Origin of the sequence: Paenibacillus sp. FSL W7-1287, assembly GCF_038004245.1 — a bacterium.
Classification (GTDB): domain Bacteria; phylum Bacillota; class Bacilli; order Paenibacillales; family Paenibacillaceae; genus Pristimantibacillus; species Pristimantibacillus camelliae.
The window spans coordinates 1,940,259-1,964,898 of record NZ_JBBORD010000001.1 but is presented as its reverse complement, the minus strand read 5'-3'; the positions used below and the strand labels follow the sequence as shown (position 1 = coordinate 1,964,898).

General features: G+C 42.6%; 28 protein-coding genes and 1 other annotated feature (1 of these 29 running past the window's edge). Of the genes, 3 read left to right on the top strand and 25 right to left on the bottom strand.

All coding sequences use genetic code 11. The annotated features are described in order from the left end of the window. Positions 1–512 precede the first annotated feature (512 nt). The 13 genes from NSQ99_RS08815 to spoIIIAA all read right to left on the bottom strand — a co-directional run bounded on the left by NSQ99_RS08815 (position 513) and on the right by spoIIIAA (position 10,005). On the bottom strand, positions 513–743 hold the full coding sequence (locus NSQ99_RS08815) for a DUF2273 domain-containing protein (RefSeq protein WP_251666684.1): 231 nt from the start codon (positions 741–743) through the stop codon (positions 513–515). Between the two features lie 14 nt (positions 744–757). Further along, positions 758–1,315 carry an alkaline shock response membrane anchor protein AmaP gene (gene amaP, locus NSQ99_RS08810; RefSeq protein ID WP_251666685.1) on the bottom strand — a complete coding sequence of 186 codons (558 nt, stop codon included), beginning with the start codon at positions 1,313–1,315 and terminating at the stop codon, positions 758–760. 82 nt (positions 1,316–1,397) lie between these two features. After that, positions 1,398–1,802, bottom strand: a complete 405-nt coding sequence (locus NSQ99_RS08805) for an Asp23/Gls24 family envelope stress response protein (protein ID WP_340836224.1) — start codon at positions 1,800–1,802, stop codon at positions 1,398–1,400. A gap of 114 nt (positions 1,803–1,916) precedes the next feature. Continuing rightward, entirely contained in the window at positions 1,917–3,272 is a 1,356-nt protein-coding gene (gene accC / locus NSQ99_RS08800; RefSeq protein WP_340836223.1) for an acetyl-CoA carboxylase biotin carboxylase subunit, read from the bottom strand. 41 nt (positions 3,273–3,313) lie between these two features. Continuing rightward, positions 3,314–3,808 carry an acetyl-CoA carboxylase biotin carboxyl carrier protein gene (gene accB, locus NSQ99_RS08795; protein WP_251666688.1) on the bottom strand — a complete coding sequence of 165 codons (495 nt, stop codon included), beginning with the start codon at positions 3,806–3,808 and terminating at the stop codon, positions 3,314–3,316. Positions 3,809–4,529: 721 nt separating this feature from the next. Further along, the gene (locus NSQ99_RS08790) at positions 4,530–5,150 is read right to left on the bottom strand and encodes a SpoIIIAH-like family protein (RefSeq protein ID WP_251666689.1); all 621 of its coding nucleotides are present in this window, start codon (positions 5,148–5,150) and stop codon (positions 4,530–4,532) included. A gap of 22 nt (positions 5,151–5,172) precedes the next feature. Further along, positions 5,173–5,805 (bottom strand): stage III sporulation protein AG, encoded by a 633-nt coding sequence (spoIIIAG, locus tag NSQ99_RS08785; protein ID WP_251666690.1) that lies wholly within the window; start codon positions 5,803–5,805, stop codon positions 5,173–5,175. Positions 5,806–5,837: 32 nt separating this feature from the next. Then, positions 5,838–6,584, bottom strand: a complete 747-nt coding sequence (spoIIIAF, locus tag NSQ99_RS08780; protein WP_251666691.1) for a stage III sporulation protein AF — start codon at positions 6,582–6,584, stop codon at positions 5,838–5,840. A 15-nt stretch (positions 6,585–6,599) separates the two neighbouring features. Beyond that, on the bottom strand, positions 6,600–7,805 hold the full coding sequence (gene spoIIIAE / locus NSQ99_RS08775; RefSeq protein ID WP_251666692.1) for a stage III sporulation protein AE: 1,206 nt from the start codon (positions 7,803–7,805) through the stop codon (positions 6,600–6,602). 10 nt (positions 7,806–7,815) lie between these two features. Next, complete coding sequence (spoIIIAD, locus tag NSQ99_RS08770) at positions 7,816–8,214, bottom strand: stage III sporulation protein AD (protein WP_251666693.1); 399 nt, start codon at positions 8,212–8,214, stop codon at positions 7,816–7,818. 9 nt (positions 8,215–8,223) lie between these two features. Continuing rightward, a complete protein-coding gene (gene spoIIIAC / locus NSQ99_RS08765; RefSeq protein ID WP_251666694.1) occupies positions 8,224–8,421 on the bottom strand; it encodes a stage III sporulation protein AC in 198 nt (65 codons plus the stop codon). A 17-nt stretch (positions 8,422–8,438) separates the two neighbouring features. Next, the gene (gene spoIIIAB / locus NSQ99_RS08760) at positions 8,439–8,978 is read right to left on the bottom strand and encodes a stage III sporulation protein SpoIIIAB (protein WP_251666695.1); all 540 of its coding nucleotides are present in this window, start codon (positions 8,976–8,978) and stop codon (positions 8,439–8,441) included. Between the two features lie 34 nt (positions 8,979–9,012). Next, on the bottom strand, positions 9,013–10,005 hold the full coding sequence (spoIIIAA, locus tag NSQ99_RS08755; RefSeq protein ID WP_340836220.1) for a stage III sporulation protein AA: 993 nt from the start codon (positions 10,003–10,005) through the stop codon (positions 9,013–9,015). A gap of 185 nt (positions 10,006–10,190) precedes the next feature. Between spoIIIAA and NSQ99_RS08750 the strand changes: the two genes are divergently transcribed. Further along, the gene (locus tag NSQ99_RS08750) at positions 10,191–10,916 is read left to right on the top strand and encodes a 2-phosphosulfolactate phosphatase (RefSeq protein WP_340836219.1); all 726 of its coding nucleotides are present in this window, start codon (positions 10,191–10,193) and stop codon (positions 10,914–10,916) included. A 92-nt stretch (positions 10,917–11,008) separates the two neighbouring features. Here NSQ99_RS08750 and NSQ99_RS08745 read toward each other — a convergent pair. The 6 genes from NSQ99_RS08745 to NSQ99_RS08720 all read right to left on the bottom strand — a co-directional run bounded on the left by NSQ99_RS08745 (position 11,009) and on the right by NSQ99_RS08720 (position 16,378). After that, positions 11,009–12,153, bottom strand: a protein-coding gene (locus tag NSQ99_RS08745) for an IS3 family transposase (RefSeq protein ID WP_340836217.1) whose coding sequence is annotated in 2 segments (ribosomal slippage) — positions 11,009–11,880 and positions 11,880–12,153 — 1,146 coding nt in all. Because the reading frame shifts where the segments join, the coding sequence is not laid out codon by codon here. Positions 12,154–12,283: 130 nt separating this feature from the next. Then, entirely contained in the window at positions 12,284–13,537 is a 1,254-nt protein-coding gene (locus NSQ99_RS08740) for an aspartate kinase (RefSeq protein ID WP_340836215.1), read from the bottom strand. A gap of 121 nt (positions 13,538–13,658) precedes the next feature. After that, entirely contained in the window at positions 13,659–14,216 is a 558-nt protein-coding gene (efp, locus tag NSQ99_RS08735; protein WP_251666699.1) for an elongation factor P, read from the bottom strand. Positions 14,217–14,247: 31 nt separating this feature from the next. After that, the gene (locus NSQ99_RS08730; RefSeq protein ID WP_285855650.1) at positions 14,248–15,318 is read right to left on the bottom strand and encodes a M24 family metallopeptidase; all 1,071 of its coding nucleotides are present in this window, start codon (positions 15,316–15,318) and stop codon (positions 14,248–14,250) included. 30 nt (positions 15,319–15,348) lie between these two features. Beyond that, positions 15,349–15,786 carry a type II 3-dehydroquinate dehydratase gene (gene aroQ / locus NSQ99_RS08725; RefSeq protein WP_251666700.1) on the bottom strand — a complete coding sequence of 146 codons (438 nt, stop codon included), beginning with the start codon at positions 15,784–15,786 and terminating at the stop codon, positions 15,349–15,351. A 94-nt stretch (positions 15,787–15,880) separates the two neighbouring features. Continuing rightward, a complete protein-coding gene (locus tag NSQ99_RS08720) occupies positions 15,881–16,378 on the bottom strand; it encodes a YqhR family membrane protein (protein WP_251666701.1) in 498 nt (165 codons plus the stop codon). Between the two features lie 214 nt (positions 16,379–16,592). On the opposite strand from NSQ99_RS08720, the gene NSQ99_RS08715 reads away from it, so the two are divergent. Further along, positions 16,593–17,519: a DUF1385 domain-containing protein gene (locus NSQ99_RS08715; RefSeq protein WP_432806912.1), complete on the top strand. Its 927-nt coding sequence runs from the start codon at positions 16,593–16,595 to the stop codon at positions 17,517–17,519. An 18-nt stretch (positions 17,520–17,537) separates the two neighbouring features. Then, entirely contained in the window at positions 17,538–17,843 is a 306-nt protein-coding gene (locus NSQ99_RS08710; protein WP_251666703.1) for a hypothetical protein, read from the top strand. A gap of 83 nt (positions 17,844–17,926) precedes the next feature. On the opposite strand, the gene mntR is transcribed toward NSQ99_RS08710, so the two are convergent. The 6 genes from mntR to metG all read right to left on the bottom strand — a co-directional run bounded on the left by mntR (position 17,927) and on the right by metG (position 24,436). After that, positions 17,927–18,349, bottom strand: coding sequence for a transcriptional regulator MntR (gene mntR / locus NSQ99_RS08705; protein WP_251666704.1), 423 nt, complete (start codon positions 18,347–18,349; stop codon positions 17,927–17,929). Positions 18,350–18,853: 504 nt separating this feature from the next. Further along, a complete protein-coding gene (locus NSQ99_RS08700; RefSeq protein WP_340836211.1) occupies positions 18,854–19,567 on the bottom strand; it encodes a cytochrome c biogenesis CcdA family protein in 714 nt (237 codons plus the stop codon). Positions 19,568–19,591: 24 nt separating this feature from the next. Further along, positions 19,592–20,389: a metal ABC transporter permease gene (locus NSQ99_RS08695; protein WP_445670496.1), complete on the bottom strand. Its 798-nt coding sequence runs from the start codon at positions 20,387–20,389 to the stop codon at positions 19,592–19,594. Positions 20,390–20,405: 16 nt separating this feature from the next. After that, positions 20,406–21,191 carry a metal ABC transporter ATP-binding protein gene (locus NSQ99_RS08690; RefSeq protein ID WP_340836208.1) on the bottom strand — a complete coding sequence of 262 codons (786 nt, stop codon included), beginning with the start codon at positions 21,189–21,191 and terminating at the stop codon, positions 20,406–20,408. A 70-nt stretch (positions 21,192–21,261) separates the two neighbouring features. Further along, positions 21,262–22,323 carry a metal ABC transporter substrate-binding protein gene (locus NSQ99_RS08685; RefSeq protein WP_340836207.1) on the bottom strand — a complete coding sequence of 354 codons (1,062 nt, stop codon included), beginning with the start codon at positions 22,321–22,323 and terminating at the stop codon, positions 21,262–21,264. 151 nt (positions 22,324–22,474) lie between these two features. Next, entirely contained in the window at positions 22,475–24,436 is a 1,962-nt protein-coding gene (metG, locus tag NSQ99_RS08680) for a methionine--tRNA ligase (protein WP_340836206.1), read from the bottom strand. Between the two features lie 39 nt (positions 24,437–24,475). After that, positions 24,476–24,640, bottom strand: a binding site (T-box leader) (it continues 79 nt past the right edge of the window).

The window sequence follows — 24,640 nt, the reverse complement described above, 5'->3', positions numbered from 1 at the left end:
CTCATCCCTGCTGCGAATGTAGCTCCATTCATTTGGTTGGTTCAAGATTCGAGGCCGACTAAGCTTCAACACTATACATCGTAATCAACTTCGGATCTTTGAACCATCCTCTTCCAATAAAGGTTCAAAGGTTCGAGGTTCAGTACCAAGAAGATGGCACGATAGTAGAAAACGAGGAGCGCAACGTACGTCTTTGGTACGTGAGCACCTCAGCTTTCGCTAGCGTGACATATTCGCCGTCGGCTAAGCTTCAAACGCTATACATTTTAATCAACTTCGGATCTGAACCATCCTCTTCCAATAAAGGTTCAAAGGTTCGAGGTTCAGTACCAAGAAGATGGCACGATAGTAGAAAACGAGGAGCGCAACGTACGTTTTTGGTACGTGAGCACCGCAGCTTTCGCTAGCGTGACATATTCGCCGTCGACTAAGCATCAACGCTATACATCGTAATCAACTTCGGATCTTTGAACCATCCTATCCTCTAATTACGTAGCACGGAGGAGATCATATTAACGGTACGGCCTAAACAACTTTGTGATTGATTCCCATATGCGCCCCCACGGAAAAATCGAGCCATTGGCAAATTCCTTCTGCTTACCGTACCAATATCCCGCTCCGACAAGTAGGGCTATGAATAGCATATCCCAAAATCCAAATGCTAAATATATAATACCAAAAAACAAGCCAGTTCCTGCACCAACGATTCGCTTCCAATACTGACTCCAAATCTCTTTCCACATTGATAGACTCACCTCTACTCAACACGACTTTTTATCGTGTTGGTTTGAATGATATTGGCAATATACACGGAAACGTTCGTTACTGGTATACCTGTAATTTCCTCGACATAGCTTTTCACATTTTTTTGCACATCCTCAGTCAATTGAGGAATTGCAACCTCACCGTCAACGACAGTTCTAAGTACAATATTCATACCAGCGTCCGTTGCATGAACACGAGCACGTAGATCCTTTACTCCGCGCTGCTTCATTGCAGCCTTTAGAGCTAAGTTCTCCATTGTTTCGATGGAAATTCGAATATCACCATATTCAGTACGCTGATCAACGGATTGGGAAGAGATCGCACCTCGAGAGAGTGAGACAATAAAGAAACGAAGACTGATTAGAAACAGTACGATTCCTATTATAATAATTGTTAATTGAAGGCTACCATTACTATAGAGCTTATCTATTGCATCAATCGCCATTGCTCCAGTTATCCATTCAAATCCGATACAGACTGCAGCAACAGAGATGACAGCAATTATGATACTGTACAAAAACAATAATAATTTGTCCACAACTCTGATCAAGAACTTCATCCTCTCGTCTAACGTAATCAACCCCCTGCGCCGAGCGCAAGCTTAGGCTTCAAGGGGGTTAATATTACTTATCCTACTTTACACGTTGTGTCTGGTCATCGGAGTCTACTTTTTCTTCGGTCTTTAAATGCACGTCATGGACGTGAACATTAACTTCAACAACGGTTAAGCCAGTCATAATTTCAATAGAACGCTTAATGTTCTCTTGTACGTGATTAGCAACCTCTGGAATTTTAAAGCCGTATTGAACGATAACGGAAACATCAACTGCTGCCTCTTTTTGACCTACCTCTACCTTAACACCTTTGGCAACATTTTTCTTACCCAAAAGCTCGGCAATACCACCTGCAAGTCCACCGCTCATGCCAGCAATACCTTCCACTTCAATCGTGGCAAGGCCAGCAATCACTTCGATAACCTCAGGAGCAATTTGAATGGTGCCCATATCTGTTTTTTCGTATTCAGCGATCATATTCATGCTAGTTACACCTCCACATTATCAATACACGCATATGGTCATGCTTACCTTTGTTACTTATTTCTATACTATAGCATTGCGTAACATTTATGACAAACACTTGTACCGATTGTTTTAAGAAGCTCCGTTAATATCGTGATCCTCAAGAAATTTAATATCAAAATCACCACTAACGAATTTCTCGTGATCTAAAACCTTCAAATGGAAAGGTATCGTTGTTTTAATACCTTCAATTGCAAATTCATGCAGTGCTCGTTTCATGCGGGAAATTGCTTCCTCGCGTGTAGAACCCCACACAATTAATTTGGCAATCATGGAATCATAATGCGGCGAGATCGTATAGCCAGGATATACCGCACTATCAACACGGACACCATTACCACCAGGAGCTAGATAAAATGGAATATTCCCTGCAGACGGCATGAAATTACGCTCTGAATCCTCCGCATTAATTCTGCACTCAATGGACCAGCCATTGATTTGCAAGTCCTCTTGCGTGATGGAAAGCGGATTACCTTCAGCGACAGATATCATTTCTTTTATGAGATCTACATTTGTAATCATTTCAGTAACAGGATGTTCAACCTGTATACGTGTGTTCATTTCCATAAAGTAAAACTTATTGTCTGGGCCAAGCAAAAACTCTAAGGTTCCTGCACCTGCATAGTTAACTGCAAGCGCTGCACGGACTGCCGCTTGTCCCATTTCTTCACGAAGCTCAGGTGTAAGTGTTGCGCAAGGCGCTTCTTCAATAAGCTTTTGACGACGTCGTTGCACAGAGCAGTCACGCTCGAACAGGTGAACAGCGTTACCATGCTTATCGGCCATAATTTGAACCTCAACGTGCTTCATGCCTGTTAAAAACTTTTCAAGATAGACACCGCCATTACCAAATGCCTTCTGAGCTTCTTGTTGTGCAGTCGTAATTTGAGCGATAAGACTTGCTTCATCTTCAGCAATTCTAATCCCTTTACCACCGCCGCCAGCCGTTGCTTTAATGATTACTGGATAACCAATATCACGTGCTATCATAATCGCTTCATCAAGATCTTCAATTAGACCATCAGAGCCTGGAATAACAGGTACATTCGCATCCTTCATCGTTTGCTTCGCTACCGCCTTATCCCCCATCTTGCTAATCGCTTCTGGCGATGGGCCGATAAACGTAATATTGCATGACTCACAAATCTCTGCAAAGTCTGCATTTTCAGCTAAGAAGCCGTAGCCTGGATGAATGGCGTCACATTCAGTCAGTGTTGCCACACTCATAATATTCGTCAAATTCAAATAGCTGTCTTTAGATGCCACTGGTCCGATGCAATAAGCTTCATCCGCAAGCTTAACATGCAAAGAATCCCGGTCTGCCTCAGAGAATACCGCTACCGTTTGAATACCAAGCTCTCGACAAGCTCGTATGATTCGAACCGCGATCTCCCCACGATTCGCAATAAGAATTTTTTGGAATTTCACTTTAATGAGAACCCCTTTCAACCTTCTATTCACGACAGTGGCTAGTCCGCTTTCACAAGGAACAATGGCTGACCAAACTCAACCAACTGACCATTGGATACTAACACTTCTACGATTTCACCATTAACCTCTGCTTCTAGTTCATTCATAAGCTTCATCGCTTCTAGAATACAAACTACTGACTTCGTATTGACACGGTCGCCAACTTTTACAAATGGAGCCGCATCAGGTGATGGAGAGCTGTAGAACGTTCCAACCATAGGTGAAGTAATTTTATGATAATTGTTTGCCGCTGACTGCTCTGGAGCAGCTGTTTCTTCTTGAACTGCGGCAGTTGGTTGTGGAGCAGCCTGTACGGGTACCGCAGCTGGTTGTGTATATGTATGCATAACTGGAGCTGGCTGCACCGTAACGACTTCAGATTTACCTGGCTTACGAATATGGAGACGTGATCCCTCGTTTTCAATTTCGAGCTCTTCAACGGAAGTTTGATCAACTAATTTGATTAACTCTTTAATCTCGCTCAACTTAAACATGAACGTTATCACTCCTTTTTTCACATAACGTTAAACATTATAACACATTCTTACCATAACACGAATTATTTTTTAAGTAACGTAAAATAACTCCAATACAAGCGATATATTCGCTCATAGGGGAGTTATTTCCTTTGTCACTATCGAAAAAACTTTTTTACATCGTCATCAAAGTTTGGACGTAGTTCGGCTTTCAGGACCAAGAAGATGGAGCACTAGTAGAAAACGAGTAGCGCAGCGTACGGTTTAGGTACGTGAGCAACGAAGTTTTCGCTAGGGCTCCATATTCGCCGCCGAGTTCACTACAACGCGTTACATCGTCATCAAAGTCGGACGATTGAACCTACCCATTCAAATAGGGGTTCATAAGTTCGAAGTTCAGGACCGAGAAGCTTGGACGATACTAGAAGCCGAGGAGCACAGCGTACGTTTTTGGTACGTGAGCACCGTAGGATTCGGTAGCGTTCAAGATTCGATGCCGAATCCTCTACAGCGCATCACATCGTCATCAACTTCGGACGTTGAACCTACCTCTATCCAATGAGGGTTCAATGTTCGGCTTTCAGGACCAAGAAGATGGAGCACTAGTAGAAAACGAGTAGCGCAGCGTACGGTTTAGGTACGTGAGCAACGGAGTTTTCGCTAGGGCTCCATATTCGCCGCCGAGTTCACTACAACGCGTTACATCGTCATCAAAGTCGGACGATTGAACCTACCACTTTTAAGGGTTGGCTATGAATTGTACGGAGACCTGTTCCGGCCGCACCTCAAGCTCTTCAATCACCTGTGCGATAATTTCAGCTGCTTGCTTTTTCTCAAGCGTATCACTTGTAACGACAACCTTATATTTGTCATTCACCTCTTGAGAAATAATGGCGATATCATACGTATCCTTTAAGTCGCTTTCAAGCTGAGTAATTTTCTCCATCTTTTGCTCCAGCATTGCCATTTCTTCAAGTGCTTCTAGTGAGCGATCAGTATCAGCTGATACATCCGCAAGAACTGACATAATTTGATTGTCCTTTTCCTGAAGCTGGTTTTCACGCTTTGTCATCAGCTCGCTAATCTTGCTGTTGTTATTGAAGTAGCCTTCCGCTTCTAGCTGGCTAAGCACATCTTGATCTACATCACTAATTGTATAATTGCCGCTATCCTCTGTACCACTTGCTACCGTTGAGTTGATATCCAGTGGTGAATTCACCTTAGCTGTATTTTCCATATGTGTCGCATCCGTTAGCTTCTCATCACTGCCAATGTCTTGCGTGAATAAGTAATACGCCGATAAAATAACCATTAAGCTGAGCATGGAAACTAGCCAAATTGTTTGTCTTTTTGTGTTCATAGAGAACCCTCCATTAATTTAATTATTGTTTACTCGGCACTACGGAGATCCGAGTTGGAACAACATTCATTCCCTTTTCAACTGCTTGTATAATCAATTTCCGTACAGCAGCATCTTCAGCTCCTTCAGCTACAATGAGCACTCCGCGAATACGAGGATTAATGACTTTTGTTATGAGCGGCTGCTGACCATCACTTGCTTGATACAGCACGACCTGCCCATCAGAGGTGACAGTCGTAATATGTCGTTTCCCGCCATTGCGATCAGTTTCGTCGGTTGTATTTTCACTGCTGCTCATGTTGCGCTCCACAACCTTCTCTTCTGTTGATTCCACAGTGATCATGACATCAACTCTGCCGACACCGACCATTTTTTCAAGCATCTCCTTCAACCGTTCTTCTAGTGTTGTCTCGATGCTCTCAAATGGACTGCTGCTTGATGATTGTCCACTTTTGAAAACCTCCTCGCTGCTCAGTGCAGGATCAGGCAAGGTGTCCATCGTTTCAATGCGCTTGAAGGGGAGGTAGGATTGAATGAGCATGAAAAAAATCCCGACGGCCCCGACAATAATAAGCATCCGTACTACAGTGATACGCTTTTTCCCGCCAGGTCCTCCACCGATTATTTTTTCAAAACTGGAATACCAATTACTCACAATTTGCTCTCCTCCTCATTTATACTGTGCTGCTAGCTTGCTTGTACGAAAACATGATCCGCTTTTACATTCCATCCAGCTGTAATAATTTGTCGAATTTCATGTGCTTGTACGTTAAATAGCGCACTTAGCTGTTCATTATTCAGACCATCCTGCAATACTTGTTCGGATGAAGCTGCAGAATTGTGGTCTGCTTCTTGCTCATTCAGTTCTACACTAACAACTGGAATGGATACCTCGTTAATTGCATCTACAATGACTTCTTCTTTCTCTGAATCTCGTTGCTCTGCATGTTGCTGCTGATCTGCTGTCATCTTCAGCTTGACCGTAACAGAAGCGATATGCGGTACTTGTTGTCCGTCAAGCTTCTTATCCCAGCCAAACTCGAGATTAACCGCTTCTACCTTGGCTTCTGTCTTCGTCCTAATTTCCTGTAGAATGGCTTGCTCTAGACTTGAGCGTGTCATATCAACTGCAGCCTCTTGTCTTACTTCCTTTAGCTGTTCTGCTTGCTTTGTAATTTCGTCAATGGAGGGGATTGCTCGCTCCCTTGATGCCAGTGACTTTTCCCATAGAGAGAAGCTTGCCGTAAGCTTATCGTGAAAGTCACTTTGGAATATTTGTAAAATAGGATTAAGCATCGTCAGCATGAGAATGAGACCCACTACCAGTCTAGAGTAGCGCAGCATCTTACTATTAGGCAGGACAAGCTCTACAACAATTGCAAGCAAGACGACAACAACGATACTCGATAGCCATTCACCTAGCCAAGCTAACACATTCTCCTCACCTCCTTAACGAATCATGACTGTTGCATTTCCTGCTGTAATAATGATAGTAATAGCTAAGAAAAACATTAGACTTACTGCAGCTAAGGCAGCGAACACATATAGCATCGTTTTACCTATCGTTTGCAGACATGCCGCAATGGGCGAGTCTCCTAGCGGCTGCATGATGGCTCCAGATAAATGATAGATTAAGGCCAGCGCCACAATTTTTATCGCTGGAAAAGCACAGATGACGAGTAATATCGTTACGCCAGCTATACCCACCGCATTTTTTGCGACAAGTGATGCAGATATAATCGTATCTGCAGCATCAGAGAACATTTTTCCGACGACCGGAACAAAATTACCTGTCACGAATTTCGCCGTTCTGAGTGCGACGCCGTCTGTTATTGAGCTTGTTGCGCCTTGGACAGATATGACACCTAGAAATACCGTTAACAATATACCAAGCACGGTAACTGCGATATTTCTTAGCATATTCGCAAGCTGAGTAAGCTTAAATCGATCCGTTATAGCACTGACGATATGAAGCACCGCCGAAAAGAATAGCAAGGGAAACACGACGAGATAGATCAATGATCCGACCATGTGAATCATAAAGATGATGAGCGGATGCATAACGGACACTGTAACCACTCCACCCATCGAAGCGAGCAGCGTCAGTAGAAGCGGTACCATCGCAAGCATAAAGGTGATCATCTTCTCGATTGCTTCCTTCGCGAAATCCATTGCCACCATAAAGCTGTTAATGGCGATCGTTACGAGTACGATAAAAATGATCGAGTAGGCGATTTTACTAATCGACTTCTTCTCAAAGGCTGACTGCAGCGTCTCCAGCATCATACTGAATATGGAGAGCATGACGATAATGAGTAAAAGCTTACCGTTATAAATAATTTCCTCTAGAAAAAACCTGATAAAGCCTTTAATAATCCCCCAGCCACTGAAGGCACTCTGCTGATCGTCCGTAAACATCATGTCCGTAATAGACGGCAGCTCCTGTCCTGGAAAATACTGCGCATATTCTCTACCAAGGTCATTCCAATATTGCTCGATGGAGTCAGTTTCAAGCGCGTCTACCTGCTGTTGAATCCACTTGCTGCTCATATCCTGTGCCCCTTCCGCTTCGGGAGAGGAAGCTTCAGCAGCAACGGTTGGCCATTGCAGCAAAATAAACAATAGGAGGAGGCTTTTCCAGATCAACTGCTTCATTTACAACCTCCTAGCTGCTTCCGAGCGGCAGAAGCGAAAGCAAAGTTTCGATAATGACATTGATAATTGGAATAGCCAGCACGAGTATAAAAATTTTACCGGCGAATTCAATTTTGGAAGCGATGCTTTCCTGCCCAGCATCTCGCACCATTTGTGCGCCGAACTCTGCCACATAGGCAATACCGATGATTTTCAATATTGTTTTCAGATAAACATCAGGGATGCCTGATCGATTGGCGAGCTCATTAATGACTTCAATGACTGCACCGATCTTTCCGATGACGAGTAGAAATAAAAAGACACCAGTAAATAGTGTAATAAGAAATGCAAACTGCGGCTTTTGCTCTCTGACGATAATGACGAGCAGCGCAGCGATTATGCCTATGCCTACGATTTGGATGATTTCCACTGCATTCACCTACTGGAATAAAAAGATCGATTTTATCTCCTGAAAAAGCTGAGCAATGACATCTATGACCATAAATATTCCGATCACAAAGCCTAGTAACGTAATCCAATGAGCAATATCTTCCTTACCCATCTGCTTCAACACCGTATGCATGATCGCAATAATAATTCCAACGCCGGCAATTTGAAATATTGCTGTAATCTCCATATTTACCCTCCAACCCTCTATACCATCAAGATGACGATTAATATCGCGCCCAATGTACCAAGGCTTCGCCACATATTGGCGTAACGCTGCTGCTCCATCACTGCCTGCTCCTCTTCACTCTTCAATTGAAGCTGTGCAAGCTGTAGATGCTTCTGCTGATCCTCAGCATCGCTCATCCCAAGCACCGTCCCCATTCTAAGCAACACATCCTTTTCACGCTGCCTCAGAGCGGTATGCCCCCATACGTTTTCTATGGTTTGCTGCCAGGCTTCCTGCATCGATAGCTCCTTGGAGTCCTCGAGAAGCTGAGCGGTCTCCGTAAAAATTTTACTTAGCGGCTGTTCCATTCCTTCACTGCTTTTAATAAGGGCCGTCGGTAAAAAGGTTTGTCCATAATTAATTTCTGTTTCAAGCCTTTGCAGTGAGTAGATAAGTAGACGAAGCTGCTTGCTTCGATTTACATAGGATGCTGCTTGTACAAATCCTATCGCTGTACCTGCTAATATAATGAGTACAGCACCGAAAAGCTTAAGCATGACTGAGGTCTGTACGATCATTCGGCATGATACGCATGCAATTCACCTCGCTTTTCTAAGAGCCTGCTTTCTTCGTTAATGAGAAAAATCCATGGTTTTGCCGATTCTGCTCCAGCATTCGATCGACAGATATGATCCGGTGCATAAAGCCTTGTTCATTACGCTTTAGCTCGACAACGCTGCCAAATGCTCTTTCCTGGAGCAGCGTTCTAATTTCACTTCGACCAAACGCTTCTTGAATATTGTAGGCATGAGCTGTAGCGATAACCTTTACACCGCAATGTGCTGCCTCGCGAATGGCGACGGCATCCTCAACTCTCCCGATCTCATCCACAATGATTACCTCAGGAGACATGGAACGCAGGAGCATCATCATTCCTTCTGCTTTTGGACATGCATCCATCACGTCTGTTCTTGGACCGACGTCAAAGGAAGGAATCCCTCTGACGCAAGCTGCAATTTCTGAGCGTTCATCTACAATCGCCACCTTCATCGCATGCTTTCGATAATCTCCATAGCTTAACGCTCTGGTCAGATCTCGCAGAAGCGTCGTCTTCCCTTGCTGTGGAGGCGAAATAATAAGTGTGGATTGCAAGCTATCAGAGGGGCCTCCGAATAGCTTAGGTAGTAGCTGCTTAGATGCACCAAGAACCTCTCTCGCTATTCGTATATTAAAACCACCGATATCTCGGATGCCTCGAACATGCCCACCCTCCAAAATCGTTCGGCCTGCAATACCAATCCGATGACCTCCCGCAATGGTGATGTAGCCTCTTCGCAGCTCCTCCTCCATTGCGTATAGGGAGTAATTCGTAATTCTCTCAAGAAGCTTTCGGCATTGCTCTTGTGTTGGATGATAGGCTTGTCTAGAATCGAGTATCGTTTTTCCCTGCTCTGTAACGTAATGAAAGCTGCCGTGATGTGAAATTTCTAGTGGGCGATTCTCTCGAATTCTAATTTCCTCCAAGCTATTTTTAATATGCTGCGATAGCTGATTGACAATAGTCTTCAATTCATATGGCAAAATGTGAATGATATGGTCTAGCATAGCTCGGAGTCACTCCTTGAATTTTGCTGTTGACGATACAAGTCTATGCTTGTCTTTCCGAAAATATCCCAAAATTTTATTGAATGATAGCTTACTAGATGAAAATTACAGCTCTCGCAAAATGAGCACCTGCCTAGCTTTATTTGCATAACGTACTTAATGTATCCAAGAAAGAAGGTCTACGTATGCGAGTTCAGGTCATTTCGAATGCAAGCAACGTGCATCAAGCACAATTAATTGGAAAAACAGCAATTGTTATTGATGTGATGAGAACAGCGTCAACGATCATCGCTGCTATAGAGGCTGGTGCCAGGTGCGTACTGCCGGTAGAGACCATTATGGAGGCAAAAGCAATTGCGAAGAGTAGTGATCTATTAGGGGGAGAACGGTTCTGTAAGCGTATCTCCGGATTTGATCTTGGAAATTCACCAAACGAATATCGCAATTCAATTGTATGCGATAAACGTATTATTCTTACGACAACGGATGGAACACGAGCGATCATCCGCTCGATGCGTGCAGCAGAATTGTTTATTGCTAGCTTAACGAACGCAGATGCATGTATCGATGCTGCTATGCAAACGGAAAGAGATCTTGTTTTAATATGTGCAGGTAGTCAGGATCAATTTACTTTGGAGGATGGTTTTTGTGCGGGGGCATTAATTGCTAAGCTACAGAAGGATTATTCAAATAGCCCGCTTAGCATGAATGATTTTGGGTATGCCATGCTATCACTATATGAGCATACAAAGCATCAACAAACAACTACGCTGAGGAACGGTTTTTCTGGAAAGCATTTGCAAGCCATCGGTTTAGAAGCTGACATTAACGATTGTATCCAGATCAATCGAACAACGGTCGTTCCATATCTTCATAACGGTGTCATTGTTTCATATCCAGTTAACAGTTAAAAGTTAATTTCTAAAACAAAAAACCCGTCCTCTACTAGGAAAGCTCCCTAGGGAACTGACCCCCGTTTTTGAGACAGGGATCAAAACACCTTCTATGCAACCAGTTTCCGAAATTCAATCGGAGACTGGTTATTTAGTTTCGCTTGAATGCGAAAATGGTTATAATAATAAATATATTCTCTGACTGTCTGTTCAACGATTGCAGTCGTCGTACAGGTCAAATGGTCGAGATAGAATGTTTCGCACTTTAGAGAGGCGTGAAACGATTCAATGGGGGCATTATCAGCGGGTGTACCTTTACGGGACATGCTCATGGTAATGCCTTTTTGTTTTACCGCATCTTGGTAAGTATTCGATGTGTATACCGAACCTTGATCGCTATGTAATAAACAATCGGAGGGTAACTCTGGAAGCTGATTCAGTGTATCAAGTACACATTCTGTATCTTGTTTCGAACGGATGGTATAGGCAATGATTTCACCGTTATACAAGTCTTTAATACTCGAAAGATACAACATCTGCTGTCCAAATGGCAAGTAAGTAATATCCGTAACGAGTTTCTGAAGGGGACGTTCTGCCTTGAATTCACGTTTAAGTATATGTTCTGCCACGGTGGATGGTTGTCCAATTAGGTTGCGTTTCTTAGGCTTTACACGGCATTGTAAGCCATATTGCTGCATAATACGTTGTACAACTTTGTGATTCACATGAATGGTCCGATTGATCAACGCTGTAATTTTACGATAACCTAATCTAAATTTATGTGACATACAGTACTGACGAATAAGCATAACAAGTGTTTCATTTTGCTCGCTCTTCTGATGTTTCTTCCAACGATAATACGTCGCTCTTGATATGTTTAATATCTCACAAACTAGTTTAACAGGCAGCTCTACATGATGTTTGATAAAGCTAGTGGCTACCTCTCTATCCACGTCCTTTCCCACGCTTTGTACTTTTTTAGCACGTCTATTTGTTGCTTTAAGAACCGAATCTCTGCGTGTAATTTTTCCGTTTCAGAAGCAAACTCCGGACCTTTTCCATACGAATATTGTTTCCCTACAGGCTGATCTAAACGGTGAAGCTGACCCTCACGATACCATTTCATCCATATTTTTAGTTGACTTCTATTTCGGATGTTCAGTTCTTCCATCACTTGTTTAACAGGGAACCCCTGAAGTCTCATTTCTATTGCTTTCATTTTAACTTCAACAGGATAACTTACTCTTGTGCTCATAAAAAATACACCTCCAAGTTGTACTCATATCTTACGACATGATTTACATTTCTTGAAGGTGTTTTGATGTGTCTCACGTTATGGGGGCAGTTCCCTAGCATGGACGGGTCTTTGTATAATGAACAAATGATTACCGACGTTCAGAAGGACCGCCAACGAATACTTGCTCATTGGCATCAAGGCCATATGCTGAGTGTAATGCAACGACAACCTCGTTAAGTTTATCGGATGCGATCACACAAGATACTTTAATCTCAGATGTACTTACCATATTAATACTTACACCTAGTGAAGAAATAGTAGAGAACATCTTAGCCGCAACGCCAGGATTGCTGACCATACCTGCTCCAACAATGGATACTTTTACTAGATTACCCTCAGAGATTACTTCCTGATAAGGCACCTTATCTTTTAAGCCCTCAATGACAGTCAATGCATTTTCCTTCACATCTCCAGCTACTGTAAACGCAAAGTCAGCTTTACCGTTTTGCACACCGCTTTGTACAATAATATCAACATCAATGCCATTATCAGCAAGTGCACCAAACACGTTGGCAAGTACACCAGGAATATCTTCAACGCCAATGATTGTAATTCTTGCTACGTTTTTCTCAAAGGCTATGCCACGAACCGCTACGCCCTGTTCCATAACCGCTTCCTCCTTCACGCTAGTACCTACGTTGTTCGTAAAGCTTGAACGAACGACCAATTGAACATTATGATGCTTTGCATACTCTACTGCACGTGGATGCAGCACTGCCGCACCAAGATGGGCAAGCTCAAGCATTTCATCATAAGAGATCTCATTAAGCTTACGTGCATTTTTAACGACGCGTGGGTCAGTTGTATATACACCATCAACATCGGTATAAATTTCACACAGATCTGCACCAATAGCTGCAGCAAGAGCAACAGCCGTTGTATCAGAGCCACCACGACCTAAAGTAGTAATTTCTCCATCTTCACTAGCACCCTGAAAACCAGCTACAACAGCAACATGACCAGAATCTAACGCGCTAATTAAGCGATCAGGCTGTATATCGACAATCTTAGCTTTGCCGTGCACTGAATCTGTTTTCATACCTGCTTGCCAACCAGTGAAGGACATCGCCTTGCCACCAGCAGCTTGTATTGTCATAGACAATAACGCAATTGAAATTTGCTCACCCACTGTTAAAAGCATATCCATTTCACGAGCCGTTGGATTTGGATTTAACGTTTTTGATTGATCAATTAGATCATCTGTCGTATCTCCCATAGCAGATACAACTACAACAATTTTATTACCTTCCTGTTGTCTATCAATGATTCGTTGTGCAACACGTTGCATTCTCTCTGGAGTTCCTACAGAACTACCACCGAATTTCATCACGATCAAAGACAAAGCTGCTCACTCCCAACCTTGACATATGCATACGGTTATATATTATATCACCCATTGCTGCAAAAGAATACTGCTACATATAAAAAAGCCGCTTGAGTTGTTCAAGCAGCTTCTAGATCATTTAAGCACGTGAGATGTATTTACCTTCACGTGTATCGATCAGTAATACATCGTCTTCGTTAATGAACAATGGAACTTGAACGTTAAGACCTGTTTCTACCTTCGCGTTTTTCGTAGCACCCTGTGCAGTGTTACCTTTAACACCTGGTTCAGTCTCGATAACTTTCAACTCAACGTTGTTAGGCAGTTGGATACCAAGAATTTCACCTTGATAGCTTGTAATATTAACGTTCATATTTTCCTTCAAGAAGTTAAGCTCCCATTCAAGCTGTTCTTCCGATAGAGTAAACTGATCGTAAGTTTCGTTATCCATAAATGTATATTCATTACCAGCGCTGTACAAATATTGAACTTCACGATTTTCAATCATTGCGCGGCTCAATGTTTCACCAGCACGGAATGTTTTTTCCACTGTGTTACCGTTACGAAGATTTTTAAGTTTAGAGCGTACAAACGCTGCACCTTTACCAGGCTTTACGTGCTGAAACTCTAATACTGTAAAAATGTCTCCATCAAATTCAATTGTCAAACCCGTTTTAAAATCGTTTACTGAAATCATTAATGATTCCCTCCTGAGAATAAGTTCCAAATCACAGAAGAATAAGCTCTTTCGGCGATGAGGTTAATATTTGATTGCCGGTTTGAGTAATTACGATATCATCCTCGATTCTCACTCCACCAAAACCAGGGAGATAAATACCAGGCTCTACTGTAACCGTCATTCCGGGTGTTAACAATGTATCGCTCAAGCGAGATAGCCGCGGTGCTTCATGGATTTCCATCCCTATACCGTGACCTGTACTATGTCCAAATCGATCACCATAACCGTAGTTTGTAATGATGTCTCTGCAACATGCATCTGCTTCTAGCCCTGTCATGCCTGCCTTGATATGTTCAAGTGCATAAAGCTGTGCCTCAAGTACAATATTATAAATCTCGAGGTGCTTCTGCGTGGGTTGGCCTACGAAAACAGTTCTCGTAATATCAGAGCAATAGCCTTTATAATATGCGCCAAAATCAAGCTTTACGAATTCATTATTGCCAATTACACGTTCACTCGCAACACCGTGAGGTAAGGCCGAACGCTCTCCAGAGGCAACAATCGTATCAAATGACGTGCTTGTCGCACCATTAGCGCGCATAAACATTTCGATTTCAAGAGCAATATCCAGCTCTCTTACGCCCGGTTTTATGTAGTTTAAGATATGGGCGAAGGTTTGATCAGCAAGTGTAGCTGCTTCTTGAATAACGCTAATTTCCTGATCATCTTTAATCTCACGAAGCTGCTCCACAAGACCTGAAGTTCCGACTAGCTCCACTCCATGAAAAGCTGCTTCATAGCGTTTATACTGAGCGAAGGAAACGATATCCTGCTCAAACGCAACACGAGTAATACCATGCTTACCGAATAAGCTTTTCAGCTCATCGAAAGGCTGCGTTGCATATATACTTACCTGGAAGCCAGCTGCCTGATCTACCGCTTGTGTTTCGTAGCGAAAGTCAGTCAGCAAATAGCTTTGCTCTAAAGTAATAAGCAAAGTGCCTGCCGAGCCGGTAAATCCGCTTAAATAGCGGCGATTGATGGGGCTGTCGATGATGATTGCTTCAAGCTGCTTTTCCGAAAGCATTTGTTGCAGCTTCTCTACTCTATTCATTATCATCTTAATCCCTTCTTTCGAATAACTTCAATTCTACTGCTCAAGCTGAGCAATTAGTGCTTGTAGCGCTAACCAATAACCTGTTGGCCCAAATCCTGCAATTTGTCCAATTGCAATCGGAGCAACAACGGAATGGTGTCTGAAGGCCTCTCTTTTATGTATATTCGAAAGGTGTACCTCTACTACGGGAAGTGATACTGCTTGAAGTGCATCCCGAATCGCATAGCTATAATGCGTCCAAGCACCAGGATTAATAATAATTCCGGCTGCTTGACCATGTGCAGCGTGTATACGATCGATCATTTCACCTTCATGATTAGTTTGGAAAAAGTTAAGCTGCACGCCTAGCTCCTTAGCCTTTTGCGTCAGCATTTCTTCAATTGCAGAAAGCGATTGACTGCCGTAAACGCCTGGCTCGCGAATGCCCAGCATATTCAAATTCGGTCCATTAAGCACTTCGATTCGATGCATGTCCAGCACCTCCCAACTTGCATATCTTAGCTCATACGATAAGCCTTTGACATTTTACCACAATCCATGCAGTTTGAGAAGTGCAAGTTCAAGCTTACGTAGAGCTAGCAGGCTCACGTGAAGCTTCATCTGTAAATTCGAAAGCTATCGAATAGCCTATGAACATCCCCCAAATAATAAAGAAGCAAAAATCTGTTGCGGCGATTGTAAATGTAACGTTCGTTGTGAGCTTCGTAAAGCCAAGTATAGGCCCAAGACCGAAAAGCAATCCCCACCATCCAAGTCCATACCATATACCAGGCCATGGTCCTTCCAGCGTTCTAAAGAACCACATATAAATAAATGATGCAAGCATCGAAAAGATGATAAAGGATATCGTACCAACCGTATGAGCGAATGGCGTATTCAGCTGATCTTCTGCAATCCACATCTTAATTAGAAATGCTGCAGGCTGGTTGGTGAAATTACAATAGTACGCAATTAGCCTTAAAGCTCCCCATATGAGTCCTGCAAAAAAACCGATTTTCAAGGCAAATGGAAGCGGCTTTGTCACACCTGTTTGCTGCAAATTTTTAAAGATAAATTTATTCATTACGAATATGGCCTCCCTTCATTCTTATAGCAAGCTGTAATGGTAGTATAAACAAGATGCGCTAGCCTTATCCGTGTCGTTGGCTTTCCATCTGCCATAAAATCAAGTACAATAAAGCTATAGAAGCGAAAGCAAGCATTAAGGGGAAGGAGATTTATACTTGTCAGACAATTCTCGTAATATATATGGTGGTCAAGCTGTTATTGAAGGGGTTATGTTCGCCGGAAAAACAGTCAACGTTACTGCTGTTCGACGCAAAAATAATGAAATAGAATATCTCGAAGTACCTAAAACGACGATACCTTGGGTACAAAAGCTCAAAAAGATACCTTTAGTACGAGGTGTCGTAGGCATAGTTGAATCCAGTGCGAAGGGCTCCGTGCATCTTAACTTCTCTGCAGATAAATACGCTGAGGACGAGATGGAGGATATGACCGAGGAGGAACGCAACAAGGAGCTTGAGAAGGCAAAGAAAAAAGAAGGAAAATGGGATTTGACGATGATTTTCAGCGTAGCTGCCATCGGGGTGCTTTCCTTTATTTTCGGTAAGCTGATTTTCACTGCAGCACCTGCTGCGGTAGAGGAGCTGCTATTCAGTAATCTTTTTACGAATAAAGTTGCTCATAATTTACTTGAAGGACTTATCAAAATTATTTTTCTACTTGTTTATTTATACCTAATGACACTAACACCGATTATTAAACGGTTGTTTCAATACCATGGTGCCGAGCATAAAGTCATCTCAGCTTATGAAGCTGGAGTTGAGCTTACTGTAGAAAATGTGCAGCGCTTCAGCAGACTGCATTATCGCTGCGGCTCAAGCTTTATTATTTTCACGGTCATTATCGGTGTAGTCATCTATTCCATGCCATTCTTTACTTGGGATTCCATCTGGGAACGGATATGGATTCGTATTGTACTACTGCCAGTTGTATTAGGTGTTTCCTATGAGGTACTACGTGCGACGAATGCTGTACGTGATATTCCTGTTTTACGCTTTCTAGGCTTTCCTGGTCTTTGGCTACAGCTGTTAACAACAAAAGAGCCACAAAATGATCAAGTCGAAGTATCAATTGCTTCATTTAATCGTATGCTAGAATTAGAAAAGCAAAATGCTAACGGTACGATTCAACCATCGTAAGGAAAGGAGCAACGCAGCATGAGATCCAAAGTGATCAGCTACATTGTCCTAACACTGATAGCTTTACTGATATTGATTGGTATTATCCAAACATGGCAGGATAACAAAATGTTTATCATTATTCCAATCGTGCTATTCGGATTAATCTTTTACTTCCTTAAACGGCCTCCTGCTTTCCTTAGCAAAGAGTCAAAAACTCGCGGTACGTATCAAAGCGCCGTAAGACAAAGCAAAGCAAAAAAGGAGCGCCCTCGTTCAAAAACGGTACCTTTTAAAGTCATTGAGGGCGGAAGAGACGATAGCGACACACCACGTTACCACTAAAAGCATCAGCCTTCACAGCAAAAAGCCGAGCGATTGTATCGCTCGGCTTTTTGCTGCAATTAAGTCTATGACTACCTATGCCATTATTCTGTATCCATTTCCTTACGAATTTGCTGCAGCTCTTCCAATCTCGTAGCATCTCTTCGGAAATATTCTACTAAAGATTCAATACATGTAATAGAGTCCCAGCTTAAATGATGCTCGATGCCTTCAACATCATGATATATATTTTCATCCTGTACACCAATCGTTGTTAAAAAAGCCTCTAGCAGCTGATGTCGTTCCATCAACCGTTTGCCCATTTTCTTACCTTTGGGTGTTAAAATCAATCCACGATACTTCTCATAGATTAAATAATTATCCTTGTCTAGCTTCTGAATCATCTTGGTCACAGAAGAAGGATGTACGGACAAACCTTCTGCAATATCCGATACACGAGCATATCCTTTTTCTTCCATAAGCTTATAAATTCGTTCCAAGTAGTCTTCCATGCTCGGAGTGGGCATTGAAGAACCCCCCATCATTGCTTCATCACCGTTGTGTTGGTGTCACTTGATCTATCATACACTTATACTGTATAAAACTGCAACTTTTTGTAGGAAAAAGCTGGATACTGTAACCAGTTAAACGCTCCGGAACAAAGAGTTCTTACACTCTCGTTTTCCAGATTCTCTTTCTTCCTCCGCTGAGGGTCAGCTTCATTGAGACACCCACAATTACCCCACCAATCCTGCTTTGCTTGAGCAAAGCAAGACTCACACAGCTTCCCTGTACTCACTCACTCAAGCTCTACATCAAGCGGAGCAGCGGTGCTTGGCGGAAAAGCGCCAGCGGGCGGCCTTGTTCGAGGATTTTTACCACTCGGTATAAGTTTAAAAAAATCCGAGAACAAAAGCCGCTTGGAGCCAAGCAACGATGCGCAGCGTATGTGTAAACAAAACAAAATGCTCCAGCGAATTACATATGTAAGCTTCTTTGCTTATTGCTACGTTCGAGCAAAGCACCACAACCTAGAACTTCAGCCATTCCGGTGTAATCATATTTAGCCAAACCGTAATTCTCGTCATCTGATCTGTAAACAACAAAATCCCCATAAGAATCATAACGGCTCCACCGATTTTCATCACGCGTTCTGAATACTTTAACAGCCAACGAGCTTGCCCCAAGAAGAATGCCATAACGAAGAATGGAATAGCAAAGCCTAGCGAATAAGCCGTCGTTAACGAGAACCAAGTGCCAGGCTCTACTGCCGCCATACTGATAATAGCCGCAAGTGCTGGCCCCATACATGGTGTCCATCCAGCAGAAAACCCGATTCCAAAAAGATACGAGCCAAGGTAGCTTGTCTTTTTAGGAATCAAGTTAAATCTTGTATCCTTTAAAAGTAGCTGTGGTTGAAAAATTCCAAGAAGAAAAAGTCCCATTAAAACGACTAAAATTGCTGACAGCATTCGGATTAGATCCTGATACTCGCTAAAAAACTCACTGAATGCATTTGTACCATAGCCTAAAGCGTAATAGATCGTACTAAAGCCTAGTATAAAAAAGAATGTATGACTAACCATTAGCCAACGGCTTTTTCTGTTCTTTTCTGTATTGGTTAATTCAGCTACCGATATCCCCGTAATGTAAGACAGGTAGGACGGATAGAGCGGCAAGCAGCATGGAGAGATAAACGAGGCAACTCCAGCTGCCAAGGCAATCCATAGCGTGATCTCATTCACTTCGTTCACCTCATATCTACATAATTAGGCAATACGTGAAAAAATATTTCGACCGAGTAAAATAAGCAGCAAAAATGCGATTAGGACTAGCACAATCGTACCCCCAGCTGCCAAATTCCAAACTCCTGCAATTAATAAGCCACAGATGACGGCTATTTCTCCTACGAGTACTACAATGACGATGCTTTGCTTAAAGCTTTTTGCAAGCAACAGGCTACAAGCAGCAGGTATGGTCAGTAATGCGGAGACGAGTAACCCGCCGACAATTTTAATCGAAATGCTAATCACTAACGCAGTTAGTACACTAATAAGTATATTGTAATAGCTGACAGGCATTCCACTAACTGAGGCAGCTTCTTCGTCAAATGTAATAAGAAACAGACCATGCAAATGCTTTCCTACAATTAATAGAACGGCCACCGTAACGCCCAGCATCGTCCACAGATCAATTGGTGTTAACGTATAAATAAATCCGAATAAAAAGCTATTTGCATCCATGCTTAAATCTCTGCCTAGAGTGAAGAATATAGATGCAAGCGCAATTCCTCCAGACATAATAATAGCTAATGAAAGCTCGGCATATGATTTATACGATTTACGTAATTTTTCAATCGCAAAGGATGCAAGCAATGCAAAGATAAGACCGAATAATATTGGGAAATCACCGATAACAAACCCTAAGGCGACTCCAGCAATTGCCGCATGGCTTAACGTATCACCGATCATGGACAGTCTTCGCAATACTAGGAAAATGCCCATTAACGGAGCAGTAATACCTATCAGCATTCCTCCAATTAATGCACGCTGAAAAAAACCACTCATAATTATGTCCAAGCGCTTAACCTTCTTTCTGACTTTCCATCTGAGAGCGTAAATGCTTCAGACTATGTGCTAAATTGTCTTCAATACAATCTTGTGTTTCATGGGAATGTCTTATATAGAAGTTCAGCTTCCCTGCAGTTGAAGCGGGGCTTTCACCTAAGTAGCCTTTTATCATTTCCATATCATGCGAGACCATTAAAAACGTCATATTATGATGCTGGTGCATATGTTTAATCATATGAAAGAAGCTTTCCTGCGTTTCATAGTCAATTCCAACGGTCGGCTCATCTAGTATAAGCAGCGACGGAGTATTAATAAGTGCACGAGCTAGAAATACACGCTGCTGCTGTCCCCCAGAAAGCTGACCAATTCGTTTTTCAGCAAGATCCTCTACTCCCATCGCCATAAGTGCATCATCACACTTCTGGTAGTCCTCGCGAGAATGACGCCCGAACCATTTACGCTTTCCTGACAGTCCCGACAAGACAACCTCTTTCACAGTCGCTGGAAACAAAGGATTAAGATTGTTTCTTTGAGGTACGTAGCCGATTCGATCCCACGCCTTAAACTGTGAGATCGGTTCACCGAACAACCTAACCTCGCCAGACGTCGGCTTGAGTAGTCCAACGATGATTCGAAGCATCGTCGTTTTACCAGCACCATTGGTTCCAATTAATCCAATAAAATCCCGTTCCATAACGCTAAAGCTAACATCCTTAAATACATCACGCTGCTGATAGGAGAAAGAAACCGAATCGACGGTTATAATGTCCCGATGACATGCCTCTGTTCCTATATTCATAACATCCTCCTTCACAGCAAAACGGAGCTTCTATAAGCAAGCTCCGTAGCCATTCCACTTTCCAATATATCTATTGTAATGCTTCAACTATATTTTGCAAGTTTTGTTCCATTAAAGTGAGGTAGTTCTCACCCGCTTGCTCCTGCTTCGTCGTTAAGCCTTCCAATGAATAAATGACATTCGTATCAACCTTAGCCTCGGAAGCTAGCATTTTAGCTAAATTATCTGAAACAAGCTCTTCGAAAAATATTACCTTAACACCTTGCTCCTTCACAAGCTCTGCAATGCGCTTAATATCCTGAGCACGAGGCTCTGCACTTGGTGATAAGCCCATAATAGAGATTTGCTCCAAATTGTAATCTCTTGCTACATAACCAAATGACTGATGGGAAACGACGATCGTGCGTCTTTCTACTTGTGCTAGCTGTTCCTCATATTTTGTATCTAGCTCAATAATATCGGATTTTAGCTTTTCATAATTTTGCTCGTATGCTTCTGCATGCTCCGTGTCTACTTCCACTAAACTATTTTTTATGTTTTCTGCTAGAATTAAAGCAGATTTGGGTGAAACCCAAGTATGAGGATCTAATCCATGGCTATGGCTGTGACTATGACCGTGATCGTGATCATGCTCTTCAGCTGCTTCCTCATCGGCATCATGGTTGTGATCTTCGTGGTCATGCTCTTCATGCTCATCCAATGTAGTTTCTTCATCTCCATGACTATGTTCACCTGCAGTCGTGTCAATCAATTCTATGCCTGTACTAACTTCCTTTACAATGACATTGCTGTCCTGCTCAAGTCCTTGCTTAAAATTATCAATCCATGTCTCTAGTCCAACACCATGATAGAGTAATAGATCGGCTTTCGATGCGGTTAACAAATCCTTGCTCTTAGGAGACCAATCATGTGGTTCGATTCCCGTTGCAATTAAATTTGTAACTTTTACATGTTCTCCGCCTATTGCAGATGTCATATAATAGATGGGATAAAAGCTGGTTACGACACTAATCTTGTTATCCTGTGCATCCTGTGCAGCTTCTGGCTCGTTATTTCCACATGCTGTCATAAGAACAAGGATCATAATGATGAGAAATGATAAAGCTTTGTTTTTTACGTTTCTCTTTTTCACGGTTCTCTTCTCCTAATTTTCATCTCTAATAGTAATCGTTACTATTACGATTTTGATTATATTCTCTCTTAATCGTAATGTCAACTATTAAGATTAAAAAAAATGAGTATACTGCCAGCTTTGGCAATATACTCATTTTTCATACTGTTTCTTATTTTACGATTGCACCGTTAGGCATGCTATCGGGAACCGTTGCAAGCGTTAGCTGATCATCCTTCGATGCAGCTAAAATCATACCTTGAGACAGCTCGCCACGAAGCTTAACTGGCTTCAAATTGGTAACACAAATCACTTTTTTACCAACTAGCTCTTCAGGCTTATAAAACTTAGCAATACCTGAGACAACCTGTCTATGCTCATAGCCAAGATCAAGCTGCAGCTTTAATAGCTTATCAGCTTTAGGCACAGGCTCAGCTGCTAACACTTGAGCGACACGAAGCTCGACCTTAGAAAAGTCCTCAATGCCAATTTCATCTTTTAGATCATCTGGCTTAGCTTCTAGCTCTGGCGCTGACGATTTTTGACCACCACTCATGGACTCTGCGATAAAAGTAACCTCTTCCTCAACATCAAGGCGTGGGAAGATCGGTGCAGACTTAACAACCTTCGTGCCACTTGGAATCGTACTATAGCTTCCGATTGTATCCCAAGAGGTTGACACACCCTCTGCAATACCAAGCTGCTCCCAAATTTGACGTGGTGCATGAGTAAGGAACGGCTGTAGCATAATGCTGATCGAACGAAGTGATTCTGCAAGATGATTCATTACAGATGCAAGCTGGTCGCGCTGCTCTTCATCCTTGGCAAGCGTCCATGGCTGTGTTTCATCGATGTACTTATTGGTACGGCTAACGAATTGCCAAATTGCCGTCAAGGCAACGGAAAACTCCATGTTCTCCATCGCAGTCTCAACCTGTAACAAGGTTTGCTTTGCAAATTTCTCAAGCTCAGCATCAAAGGCAGTCGTAGCTGTAATCGTTGTTGGAATAACTCCATCAAAATACTTCTCGATCATCGCAATGGTACGGTTGAGAAGATTCCCAAGGTCATTTGCAAGATCAAAATTAATACGCTCAACAAAATTCTCAGGTGTGAATGCACCATCTGAACCAAATGGCACCTCACGCAGCAAGTAGTAACGAAGCGCATCCAAGCCGTAGCGATCAATTAATACAACCGGATCAACAACGGTGCCCTTGGACTTCGACATTTTCCCTTCCTTCGTCAAAAGCCAGCCGTGAGCGAATACTTTTTTAGGAAGCGGAAGTCCTAATGCCATCAGCATAATTGGCCAGTAAATCGTATGGAAGCGTACGATTTCCTTACCAACCAGATGCACATCAGCTGCCCAATATTTCTCATACATTTGCTGTTTTTCTTCATCACCATAGCCAATGGCTGTAATGTAATTTGTTAACGCATCAATCCAAACATAGATGACATGCTTCGGATCATTCGGTACTTTAATGCCCCAATCGAACGTTGTACGTGAAACAGCTAAGTCCTCTAGGCCGGGCTTAATGAAGTTGTTAATCATCTCGTTACGACGGGATTCTGGCTGAATAAATTCAGGATGCTCTTCATAATGCTTCAGTAAGCGGTCTGCATATTTGCTCATACGGAAGAAGTAGCTTTCCTCCTTAACAAGCTCAACTGGGCGTCCACAGTCTGGACAGTTTCCATCCTGCAGCTGGCGCTCAAGGAAGAAGGATTCACAAGGTGTACAGTACCAGCCTTCGTAAGTTCCCTTATAGATATCGTCTTGATCTAGCAGCTGCTGAAAAATTTTCGCAACTACCGTTTTATGACGATCCTCTGTTGTACGAATGAAGTCATCGTTGGAGATTTCAAGCTTCTTCCAAAGCTCTTGAATCCCTTTAACGATATCATCAACAAACTGCTTAGGCGTTTGACCTTTCTCTTGTGCCTTGCGTTCAATTTTTTGACCATGCTCATCCGTACCTGTTAAGTACCATACATCATAGCCACGCAGACGCTTATAACGTGCAGTCGCATCCCCTGCTACTGTTGTGTAAGCATGACCAATATGCAGCTTATCACTTGGATAGTAAATTGGTGTCGTAATGTAAAAGCTTTTGTTATGGCTCATCATAACCCCTCCTTATTTTTAAATACAAAAAACTCCCGTCCAACATGGGACGAGAGTTTAACTCACGTGGTACCACCCAATTTCCAAGACACTGCAAAGCTGCAGCGCTTGCTCATTACACCGATAGGTATTGTCTTTAACGCAGACCTACGCTTTTCCCTTACAACCTATGCTCGAAAAAAGTGCCTCCAAGACCATCTTCCATTA

Excerpts from the sequence above, each read along its gene's own strand:
- NSQ99_RS08815 (WP_251666684.1), bottom strand. The coding sequence starts at position 743 with ATGTGGAAAGAGATTTGGAGTCAGTATTGGAAGCGAATCGTTGGTGCA.
- NSQ99_RS08805 (WP_340836224.1), bottom strand. The coding sequence starts at position 1,802 with ATGAATATGATCGCTGAATACGAAAAAACAGATATGGGCACCATTCAA.
- accB (WP_251666688.1), bottom strand. The coding sequence starts at position 3,808 with ATGTTTAAGTTGAGCGAGATTAAAGAGTTAATCAAATTAGTTGATCAA.
- NSQ99_RS08790 (WP_251666689.1), bottom strand. The coding sequence starts at position 5,150 with ATGAACACAAAAAGACAAACAATTTGGCTAGTTTCCATGCTCAGCTTA.
- spoIIIAE (WP_251666692.1), bottom strand. The coding sequence starts at position 7,805 with ATGAAGCAGTTGATCTGGAAAAGCCTCCTCCTATTGTTTATTTTGCTG.
- spoIIIAC (WP_251666694.1), bottom strand. The coding sequence starts at position 8,421 with ATGGAGATTACAGCAATATTTCAAATTGCCGGCGTTGGAATTATTATT.
- spoIIIAB (WP_251666695.1), bottom strand. The coding sequence starts at position 8,978 with ATGATCGTACAGACCTCAGTCATGCTTAAGCTTTTCGGTGCTGTACTC.
- spoIIIAA (WP_340836220.1), bottom strand. The coding sequence starts at position 10,005 with ATGCTAGACCATATCATTCACATTTTGCCATATGAATTGAAGACTATT.
- NSQ99_RS08750 (WP_340836219.1), top strand. The coding sequence starts at position 10,191 with ATGCGAGTTCAGGTCATTTCGAATGCAAGCAACGTGCATCAAGCACAA.
- efp (WP_251666699.1), bottom strand. The coding sequence starts at position 14,216 with ATGATTTCAGTAAACGATTTTAAAACGGGTTTGACAATTGAATTTGAT.
- NSQ99_RS08730 (WP_285855650.1), bottom strand. The coding sequence starts at position 15,318 with ATGATAATGAATAGAGTAGAGAAGCTGCAACAAATGCTTTCGGAAAAG.
- aroQ (WP_251666700.1), bottom strand. The coding sequence starts at position 15,786 with ATGCATCGAATCGAAGTGCTTAATGGACCGAATTTGAATATGCTGGGC.
- NSQ99_RS08720 (WP_251666701.1), bottom strand. The coding sequence starts at position 16,378 with ATGAATAAATTTATCTTTAAAAATTTGCAGCAAACAGGTGTGACAAAG.
- NSQ99_RS08715 (WP_432806912.1), top strand. The coding sequence starts at position 16,593 with ATGTTCGCCGGAAAAACAGTCAACGTTACTGCTGTTCGACGCAAAAAT.
- NSQ99_RS08710 (WP_251666703.1), top strand. The coding sequence starts at position 17,538 with ATGAGATCCAAAGTGATCAGCTACATTGTCCTAACACTGATAGCTTTA.
- mntR (WP_251666704.1), bottom strand. The coding sequence starts at position 18,349 with ATGCCCACTCCGAGCATGGAAGACTACTTGGAACGAATTTATAAGCTT.
- NSQ99_RS08695 (WP_445670496.1), bottom strand. The coding sequence starts at position 20,389 with ATGAGTGGTTTTTTTCAGCGTGCATTAATTGGAGGAATGCTGATAGGT.
- NSQ99_RS08690 (WP_340836208.1), bottom strand. The coding sequence starts at position 21,191 with ATGAATATAGGAACAGAGGCATGTCATCGGGACATTATAACCGTCGAT.
- metG (WP_340836206.1), bottom strand. The coding sequence starts at position 24,436 with ATGATGAGCCATAACAAAAGCTTTTACATTACGACACCAATTTACTAT.